Annotated in this window: 7 protein-coding genes and 1 tRNA gene; all 8 read right to left on the bottom strand. The window is 55.5% G+C overall.

All coding sequences use genetic code 11. From position 1 onward, the window contains the following. Positions 1-328: 328 nt before the first annotated feature. The 8 genes from JW953_03655 to JW953_03690 all read right to left on the bottom strand — a co-directional run bounded on the left by JW953_03655 (position 329) and on the right by JW953_03690 (position 9,788). Positions 329-401 (bottom strand) — tRNA-Arg (locus JW953_03655). 4 nt (positions 402-405) lie between these two features. Next, a complete protein-coding gene (locus JW953_03660) occupies positions 406-795 on the bottom strand; it encodes a response regulator (protein ID MBN1991774.1) in 390 nt (129 codons plus the stop codon). Continuing rightward, complete coding sequence (locus JW953_03665; GenBank protein ID MBN1991775.1) at positions 792-1,184, bottom strand: response regulator; 393 nt, start codon at positions 1,182-1,184, stop codon at positions 792-794. Before JW953_03665 ends, JW953_03660 begins: the two co-directional genes overlap by 4 nt. A 145-nt stretch (positions 1,185-1,329) precedes the next feature. Next, a complete protein-coding gene (locus JW953_03670; protein MBN1991776.1) occupies positions 1,330-2,331 on the bottom strand; it encodes an AAA family ATPase in 1,002 nt (333 codons plus the stop codon). Between the two features lie 53 nt (positions 2,332-2,384). Further along, positions 2,385-5,048, bottom strand: a complete 2,664-nt coding sequence (locus JW953_03675) for a VWA domain-containing protein (protein ID MBN1991777.1) — start codon at positions 5,046-5,048, stop codon at positions 2,385-2,387. Then, entirely contained in the window at positions 5,036-6,946 is a 1,911-nt protein-coding gene (locus tag JW953_03680) for a VWA domain-containing protein (protein ID MBN1991778.1), read from the bottom strand. The genes JW953_03675 and JW953_03680 overlap by 13 nt, the downstream gene beginning before the upstream one ends. Beyond that, entirely contained in the window at positions 6,946-7,971 is a 1,026-nt protein-coding gene (locus JW953_03685; protein ID MBN1991779.1) for a DUF58 domain-containing protein, read from the bottom strand. Before JW953_03685 ends, JW953_03680 begins: the two co-directional genes overlap by 1 nt. A 338-nt stretch (positions 7,972-8,309) precedes the next feature. Beyond that, positions 8,310-9,788, bottom strand: a complete 1,479-nt coding sequence (locus tag JW953_03690; GenBank protein MBN1991780.1) for a B12-binding domain-containing radical SAM protein — start codon at positions 9,786-9,788, stop codon at positions 8,310-8,312. Between the last annotated feature and the right edge of the window lie 253 nt (positions 9,789-10,041).

A 10,041-nucleotide genomic window follows, 5' to 3' on the forward strand; every position in this document is an offset into this window, starting at 1 on the left:
CAGAATATTGGCCTGAAACTCGATTGTTAAGGTTCAAATTCAATCCCTGGCTTCGACCAGGTTAGTTTACTTTGTCTAAATACGAGAACTATGTTCTTGGCATGAATCACGAAATTGGTGACAAGGCTGCGATTGCTTTCACGATTGGTTTTTATCAAGGATTGGGGGCAGGATGCTCTATTGAAAAAGCATATAAACATGGGTGTGTGCAAATCAGATTACAGGGTATTCCTGAACATCTAAAACTAGTTCCAACGACTGATGTTCTGGTCATCGCCGGAAGTGCTCTAACTTTTTGCTGTACTTTTTCAGCACTTGGCTTTTTAGACACCCCGGACAGGACTCGAACCTGTAACCTACTGCTTAGAAGGCAGTTGCTCTATCCATTGAGCTACCGGGGCAGAATTAATTTGAATTTGTTTGCGCCAAAACGCGATGAATGCTCTCTACCAAATCTGCCGGCCCAAAGGGTTTGGTAATATAATCGGCCACTTTGGCTACTTTAAGGCCCAAAACCTTATCAATGCTCTGGGTTCTGGCTGTAATAATAATTACGGGGATATTGGCCAGTTCCTTATCCGCCTTCACCTGCCGGTACACTTCCCAGCCGTCCACATCGGGCATCATCAGGTCAAGCAGAATCAGATCTGGCTTTTCGCGTTTGATGGCTTGCAAGCCCTCGGCGCCTCCTACGGCGCCTAACATCTCAAAGCCCTCCCGCTCCAGTACAATCCGGGTCAACTCAATCATCTCTTTTTCATCTTCGATATAGAGAATGCGTTTTTTGTTGGTCATGCGATACTTTCATCCAAGTCGAGTACGCGAGACAGGCTTTTGCGCAAATCGCTGGGCACAAAGGGCTTGGTGATATAATCGTTCACCCCCACTCGTTCACGCGCAATTATTTCTTCAAACGAGCTATTTCTGGCGGTAACGATAATCACGGGAATCTTCTTTAAAACTTCGTCCGACCGCATTTGTTTGTACACTTCCCACCCATCCATCTCGGGCATCATAATATCCAGCAGCACCGCATCCGGGGGATCGTTACGCATAGCGGTTAAGCCCTCCTGGCCGCTATTGGCGCCTTCAACCTGAATGTTTTGTGGTTTTAAAATCAGGCTAATCAGTTCGACGACCCCCGGCTCGTCATCAATGCATAAAACCCGCGCTCGATAGCTCATTTTTCCCTCAATGAGACCTTAATGATGAATTAATTAAGATAGATGTAGTTTAGCATAACCACAATGCTTTGTCCAGCCGGACTTTGGTAGTGTAACAAACTTTAATTTTACCTCTCCCCAGGCCGAAAAAATATTCCGCCCCTGTTTACCCGGTTTTTACCTTTTGGGTAACCTGACGCAGAATTTCAGCCGGGCTGATGTTTTCGGCCTGGCCTTCAAAATTAAGGATGAGCCGATGACGCAAACTGGGCAGCACCACGGCCTGGATGTCTTCATAATCTACATTATGCCGGTTCTCAATTAAGGCTCGCACTTTGGCGGCAATAATCATAGCCTGTAACCCCCGCGGGCTGGCCCCGTACCGCACGTAACGGCGCACCATATCCGGGGCCAGGGGATGGTGGGGATGGGTGGCTTCTAACAGGTTGACCACATAGGTGGTCAGGTGGCTGGCAATAGGCACCTGCCGGGCCAGCCGCTGCATAGCCACAATGGTGGCCCCGTTGGTAACCACCGTCGGCCTGATCTCAGTAGCCCCGGTGGTGCGATTGGCAATCTCGATCAATTCATGGTGATCCGGGAAATTGACCTCGATGTGAAACATAAAACGGTCCAGTTGGGCTTCCGGCAGGGGATAGGTGCCTTCCATTTCAATAGGGTTTTGGGTGGCTAACACAAAAAAGGGCCATTCCAATTCGTAGGTGGTTTTGGCCACGGTCACTTTGCGTTCTTGCATGGCCTCTAGCAAGGCCGATTGGGTTTTGGGCGTGGCCCGGTTAATTTCGTCGGCCAGCACAATATTGGCAAAAATTGGCCCCGGCTCAAAACGGAAGAAGCGTTGTTGGGTGGCTTCGTCAACCGCAATCACCGTGCTGCCCACAATATCGGCCGGCATCAAGTCGGGGGTAAATTGGATGCGGCTAAACCCGCAGTGAACAACCTGGGACAGGGTTTGAATGAGCATGGTTTTGCCCAGGCCGGGCGCGCCTTCCAACAAGGCGTTGCCCCCCCCTAATAAAGTTAAAAGCAATTGGCGCACCAACTCTTGTTGGCCCACAATAAATTTGCCCACTTCATACTCAACCGCGGCTACCGTTTTCCGAAAGGCCTCAACCGTGATCTGGGCTTCCGCCGCCTGGGCTTGCATTTGATACTCTTCTTGTTCAAGGTATGGTGATTCCATTATTCATTCCTTCCTGTCTATTGAATTCTTAATCTCCCCCAACGCCGCCAGGCAATTTCAATAGGCCATAAAATAAGGGCTACCAACAATAACCAGGGCCATAATTCCACCGGCTGGGGGATGGCCTCGGCCTCGCCTGCAGACGAGGTGGCCGGCAACAACGGATTCTCCGGCGAAAAAACACGCCCGCCGGTAGCAGCGGCAATTTGCTTGAGCAACGGCTCTCCAACATCTTCAGCCGGCAGGTCATACTCGGCGGGATAGGGCACTACAAAACCAATCAGGGCGGTTTCGCCCGCTCCCTCAGGGCGAGCCTGGGTGACCCGCAATTGGTAGACGCCGGGGTCCGGCAGGCGCACGCGCTGCTGATAACGTCCCGGCTCAACCTGGCGCAGGGCCAACGACACTTCCCGCCCGCCGGGGGTGGTCAAAGTGGCCTGGGTAGAGGCCAGGTCAACCGTTTGGCCGGAAAAGGTTGCGCCGTCGGCCGTCAAGGTGGCCACCCCATCCGACTCCACTTCAGCCTTTAACTGTAATAAACCCAGGGCGGGGGCAGGGAGAGAGTAGTCCAAAATTTGGCCCCAAAAGCGGTCCACTTCCGGCCAGGAAAGCCAGTTGGCCGTCCACTCCTGGCCTGTGTCGGAACTCCAGGCGGCTACCCGGCCCAGGCCATATCCCCATACTCCCAGCAAGGGGTCGCCGGACCCAACTTGCAAAGCGATTTCAGCTTGCGGTTTGGGCGTCATGGCAATGTAGCCGGTTAAAGGCGGTATCTCTATGCCTTCGGCCTCCCTGACCCCCGGGGTTAAAAAGTCTCGCAGTATGGGATGCGGCGCGGCGGCAGCCGGGTCATAATCGCCTTCCTGCACTGCGCTGCTGCGTAAAATATCGCTTTCAGAAATGGTCAACTCCGGCAGTTCGTCGGGGGTGCCGGCGTAATGATAGCGGCCCAGGCCCCGATCGGCCAAACGCGCCATCAGTTCTTCATCGGTGTCGCCGCCAATGGAAATAGTAGATAGGGTAATATTGGCGGCCAGGGCGGCGTCCACAATGGCGTCGTAATCCGGCAGCGGGTCGTCGGGATTTTGGCTGTCCCGCTGATCATACGAGCGGCCATCGCTGAACAGCACCGCGTGCCGCGCGGCGCTGGTCGCCTCCTGCTCAATAAGGGCGGGAATGCTGGCTTTTAAGGCTTTTAAAATACGGGTGGCGCTGCCGGGCTGTATCCGGGAAATGGTTTCCTGAATTTTAAGCAGAGTGGCCCCATCGCTGACCTGTTGGAAAGGGATCACCCACTCGGTTTCGCTGTCAAAAATAAGAATGCCAATCAAGTCCTGCGGGCCCAGGATGTCGGTGGCGCGAATGGCGGCCTCTTTGGCCAGCACCAGGCGCGTGCCCAACTCGCCGCGCTCTTCGACCATACTGCCGGAGTGGTCAATAATCAAAAGCAGGGCCACCGGCGGGCGCTCCTCGCGCACAGGCGGGTCTAACGACAGGGGCAACAACTCGGCCAGGGGAGTATCGTCGTACTTGCCCAGGCTAAAACTGCTGCGCCCGCCTGTAACCAACAGGCCCCGCCCCAGGCTGCGGGCAAACTCTTGCACCGCGATCATCTGCTCCAACTTGAGCGACCGGGCCGATACGTTGAGCAGCGCCATCCCGGCGTAGGGTTCCAACTCCGAGAGGCGATCGGGCAATTGATTTGATCGAAGGGTGGTGGGGACAAACCCTGCTTCTTCTAACCAACCGGCAAAGGTATTGGCCCGGACCGGGTCGTCGCCCACCACCAGCACCGGGGGCGGCGGGTATACCTGGCTAAAGGCCGACAGGCTGTTGTTGGCCGGCTGGCCGTCGTTATCGGCGGAGACGGTGGCCCGGAAGGTGTGGGGGCCTAATTCAACGGCTTCGGTGGTAAAGCTGAACCGGTTGAATCCCGGCTCCAGCAAAACAGTCTCCCTGGCCAGGATGTCGTCATCCTGAATTAATCTCAGATTGGCTTCTGTCTGCCGCTCGCTGTGGACAATCACATTGGCGTCGAAGATTTCACCCAGGCGCAGGGTGGCCGGGGTGGTCAACTCAATCAGGCGCACCTCATTGGGGCGAGCCACCCCGGTTTCACCTGGCACAAACACGTCAACCGGGATATTTTGCCGGGCCAATTGGGCCATCGCCTCCGGGGTGTCGCCGGCTGTGGGCAGGCCATCGGACAATAATACCAGGCGGCCCGGCTGGTTGTTAAGGAATTGCGCGCCCATCAAAAGAGCCTGGGCCAGATTGGACAGGTTGGGGTTGAGTGGCAGCGACTCCGGCCCGGTCTCACCGGGCGAGGGGGGCGCACCCATCACGGTCTGGTCGGCAAAATAGAGGACGGTTGTATCCGGGAATTGTGCGGCCAACCGGGCTGCCTCGGCCTGAAAAATTTGTTGGTCCGCGGTTGGCACGCTGGCCGATTGGTCAACCAGCACCACCAATCGTTCCGGGGTTTGTTCGTTGGCGGGGGTTTCCGGGGGCAGGATCACCGGCTGGGCCAGGGCCAGGCCAATCAGCACAATTATGGCCAGCCGCAGCAGAAAGGCGCCAAAGGGTTTAAACCGTCGCGACCAGGCAACGGCCATTGCCAATAACCACAGCAGGGGAATGGCCAGCAGCGCTGCCGGGCTTTGCAGCATTATCTCCGCCATGCCAGCCATCCTTCAAGGGCCACAATGGCCAGGGCCAGACCGGCCAGCCATGGCCAGAATTCATGATATGCTGTTTCAGGCTCAATGGCGGCCATGGCCGGGTCAACGTTGAGCAAGGTTTCAGGTTCAACCCGGGTGGTCAAATTTGATTCCAGGGCCGATCCGGCATGCACGGCAAAACCACCCAGCAAGCGATCATCTTCATTATAAACTTTGTAAAGGCCGGGTTGTTTGGTTTGGGCAAACACCCTGCCATCCTCACCGGCCTGGGCCGGCGAAACCAGGCGATGGCCGTCGGGCAGTTCAACGCTCAAGTTTTGACCCAGCAAGATCGGCTCGCCCAGGGCCACGACGGACGAAGGCAACACAGACAACAGGTGTGATAGCGTATTGGCCGTTAACAGGGGCAGGGCCAACCGCCCCGGCAGGTTGCTGGCGGCCAGGTCAAAGGCCCAAACAACCAGGCGGGTGTTGCCAACAGCGCCATGAAAAATAAGCGGGATGCGCTCGCTCGCTTGAGCCATATTTTGTTCGGCCAGGTTATCTTCAGTGAGGGGGGCGCTCATTAAATCGGCTTCCGTCCAATCGGGCAGGGTCAGATAGGGGGCCTGGTTAAAATAAACCCCGGAAACGTCAATGCCCGTTAGCAGGGAGGAGGCGGTGGCCGGATCGGGGCGCAACTCAGACACGGGGTTATGGCCGGGCAAAAGAGGGTGGCCCAAGGCAGGGTTGACCACCAAAACGTTGCCCTCCGGCCAGGCCGTGAGGGTGGGGGGCAACCCGGCAAACACCAGCAGGGCAAAATTGGCCGGATTGTGGCGGTTTAGGCCGGCGGCCGTATCCACAACGGTCAACTCAACTCCTGTTTGGGCCTGTAGAGCGCGAAACAGGGCCAGTTCTTGCGGTTCAGGGGCGTCGGTGACCAACAGCACCGGTAGCGAGGTTGAGCCGGTCAAGAGCAACTCGGCCCAGTTGTCAAGCGGCAAAGCATCCGGCTCAACAATTTCCACTACCACCGTTTGCGCCGAGGCGGGCAGAGTCCAGGCCTTGGCTATTTCAGCCTGGGGGCCAAGCTCAACCGGGGTTTCATTGGCGGCGCGACCATCAACCACCACCCGCACCGTGCGGAGCACCGAATCCTCGCTATAGTTGACCACGCGGGCAAAAAGTTGATAGCGCCCATCGGCCCAGGGGCGGGCGGAAACATTCAACAGGGCCTGGTTGGCGGTGTTGGCCTGGGCCGGAACAAATTGCCAGGTGGCGGGAATTTTCATCGGCGGCAGGGTGTCGGCATTGATGGTAAAGTTGCCGTCGGTGAGGATGATGAGGTGATTCTCTTTGTTGGGGTCAAGCAAGCCGTTGACCAGGGTGAGGGCGGCGGGCAGGTCCAGACCGGTGGCCCCCGGGGTCAGTTTATCCAGATCGAGCAGGGCCTGGCCTTTTTGGGCGGCATCGGTGGTGAGCAAAATTTGGGGGCGGCGATTGAGGCCGATCACGACCACTGTATCGTTTTCGCCCATCGTTTGCACGTGATCCTGAATGGTTTGGCGGGCCACGTCAAAGCGGCGGTTGGCGGTGAGTTGGCCGGCGTCTTCGGCGGCCATACTGGTAGAGGTGTCTAAAATAAAAATAGTGTGCTGCGGTTGAGCCAGCAAAAACGACAGCGCCGGCCGGGCCAAAGCCAAAGCCAGGGCCGCGGCAATACATAGTTGCAAGAGAAGCAATAAAGAAAGCGGAAAGCGGCGCGGCAAGTCGCCCTTTTGCTTTTGCTGTAATCCCTGCCAAAGACGCAAGTTAGAAACCAAGAGGGGTTGCCGCCGGGTATGCAAAAGGTGCAAAAAGATAATCAAGGGTATGGCCAATAAGCCCAATAAAGCCAGGGGCGCTAAAACAGTCATTACACTACTCCCCGTTGGTGCAGGTAGGGAATCACCTTTTGCTCCAGGGGCCATTCGGCCAGGATACGGCTGTAGGTTGTTCCCTGCCGGGCGCAGATGGACTCTAATGTAGAGCACCAGGCGCGCATCCGCACGCGATATTGGGCCAGGGTATCCTGGTCTACGTTAAAAGGCATATATTGGTTGGTTTCAATATCTTCAAAATCAAAATCGCCTTCAAAAGTGGGTTCAACTTCTTCACTGGAGAGCAGGTGCATCACCAATACCTGCCAGCGGGGCAGCGTCAGGTGGCGCAATCCTTCGGCCAGTTCCTCGCCAAAACCGGCCTGGAGCGAGGGCGTGACCGTGTCGAGCAGGTCAGAAATGAGGATCAACAGGCCGCCTGCAGAGTGAAGGCGGGCATAACTGTTGAGGCTTTGGGCCAGGCCCGGTTCGTTGGCGCTGCCATCCAGGGCCAGCGGCGCCGGGGAAAGGGCCGACAGAAAGCGTAGAGAAGCGATAATACGCTGCTTGCCCCGGGTTGGCCCAAAACTATCGCCCAGGGCCTGGGCAAAAGTGGTAATTTTGACCCGCTCGCCGCTGGCCAGGGCTAAATAGGTGAGGGCGCCGGCCAACCGGCGGGCCACGTTCCACTTGCTGCGTTTATGCCGCATAAAGGCCGGATCATCTGAAACGGAATCTTTGAGGGTAGCGATGTTCGGCTCCCAGGCCATTGAGCGGCTGTGGTCGAGCAGAATATGAACATTGACGCTCTGGCTGGCTTCACCTAATTTCACAAAAAGTTCTTCGTGGTGGGCGTAAATGTGCCAGTCAATGTGGCGCAGGTCGTCGCCGGGCACATAAGCGCGGTGGTCGCTAAAATCAAGGGCGGGCCGCAATTTACGGCTGCGCTGGTCGCCGAGCATGGCCCCCCGCAACGTTGGCGCGGTGCGGAAATTCAATCGCTCCAGGCGGCGCAAAAATCTTTCGTCAAACAGGGGTTCGGTTGTTTCTTTTGGTCTGCGGCTGAAAATGTTCAATTGCATAGCTTGTTAGTGTGTGCGCCATGCCAGGGGCGCAAGGGGTCCAAGCAAGGAATGGGGCACGAGCGATGTGAATTTGTTGTCTGTTTCTTGTAACCTTGCATAGAGAATAGTAGCCCAAATTGGGGGTTACGTCAAATGTAACTATTGCGGTGGGGGCATCGAAAATTTGGGGGAGGCGGCGCAGATGCGCGTCCCCGGCCTGTTCTAAAACTTGGAACAGGCCGGGGCGGGCATAGTGATCCAGAAAAGGTGGCAAGGTAGCACAGTGGCAAATGTAGTTGATCGTAGAGTCATACCCAACTTTTTATCTGCTACCTTGCTACCTGCTACTCTATTCATCAAAGCGTGTGCAATTGGCAAATCTTGCGGAAGTGATGGCCGTAAATGGCCAGGGTAACCGCCAGGGGGAATAAGGTGGGGCGGCGGAAGAGGGTCCAACCCAAAAGACTCCAATACTGAACCCGTTCCTGGCCCACAATGCCCAGGCGATAAATGGAGCGGAAAAAGGCCAAAAAGTATTGAGGCTGGGGCGGCGTTTTTATCTTGGGAGTTTTGTACTCGCGCAAAAAGGTTTTGACGCGCTGGTAATAATGTTCGGGGGCGTAAATGTGTTGCAGAATATGTTGGTACCCCTCGCGTAAGGCGTCAAAATTCATGGTGGGGATGATGTTGGTGGTGCCATCCACGTTGTCGCCGGACAATTCTTCCAGCAAACGTCCCTCCTGCTGTAGCCGCTCGTAAAGCCGGGTGCCGGGGATGGCCTGCAACAAACCGACCATGGCCGTGACAATGCCGCTTTTTTGGATGAAGTCAATTTGACGCTGGAAGATGGATGGTTCATCGTGGTCAAAACCAACAATAAAACCGCCTTGCACTTGCAGTCCGGCGCGGTGAATACGCCGCACATTTTCAACCAGGTTGCGGTTGCGGTTTTGGATTTTTCCACATTCGGCCAGGCTTTCTTCGTCGGGGGTTTCAATGCCAATAAAAACCGCGTTAAATCCGGCCTCGGCCATCATGTGCATTAATTGTTCGTCGTCGGCCAGGTTGATGGAGGCTTCGGTATGAAACGGCGTGCCCACCTTGTCTTTTTGCCATTGAATGAGGGCGGGCAGCAGTTCTGTTTTGAGGCTCTTTTTATTGCCAATGAGGTTGTCGTCTACAAAAAAAATGTTGCCCCGCCAGCCCAATTGATAAAGGCTGTCCAACTCGGCAATGATTTGCCCGGCAGATTTGGTGCGGGGACGATGGCCAAACAGGGCGGTGACATTGCAAAAATCGCAATTGTAGGGGCAGCCCCGGGAATATTGGATGCACATTGAGGCATACTGCTTAAAATCCACCAATTCCCACAGGGGCGTCGGCGTTTGCCGGATGTCGGGGAATTCAGGGGTGGTGTAAATTGGTTTGGCGTTGCCCTGGGCCAAATCGGCCAGAAAGAGGGGCAGGGTTATCTCGGCTTCATTCAGCACAAAATGGTCCACCCCGGTAAACTGCTCGTGCTCGCTCACAAAAAGCGGGCCGCCGGCCACCACTTTAACTCCCGCCGCTTGACAGCGCGCAATGATTTGGTAGGCCGACTCTCTTTGCACCGTCATGCCGCTAATAAACACGTAATCGGCCCAGGCCAGGTCCTCGTCGGTCAGTTTGGTCACATTAACATCAACTAATCGTTTGTTCCATTCCGGGGGCAGCATGGCGGCTACGGTCAATAACCCCAGTGGCGGGAACGAAGATTTTTTGCGGACAAAACTAAGGGCGTGCTTAAAACTCCAGAACGTGTCTGGAAACTCCGGGTAAATCAAAAGAATATTCATGATTTGTCACAACTCCTTTGCCTTGTGTTACGAAAATAGAAGCAGAATGTTGCAGCCAAACCTGGCCGGTGGTTAAAACGTTGTCCGTTTGCAACTTTTCATTTTTGAGAGGAAGGTAGCGGACAACGTTGGAGGAATTGCCCTTTTTTAAGGGCCATAAGCGGCCAAATTATTATCCTATAAAACCTCAGCCTATGGCTGAGCGACTCGATTAGGTTCGACGGTTCCGGCGTGAGTGGATTAGACTCCTGCA

The organism is Anaerolineae bacterium, assembly GCA_016931895.1.
In the GTDB taxonomy this organism is placed as follows: Bacteria; Chloroflexota; Anaerolineae; order 4572-78; family J111; genus JAFGNV01.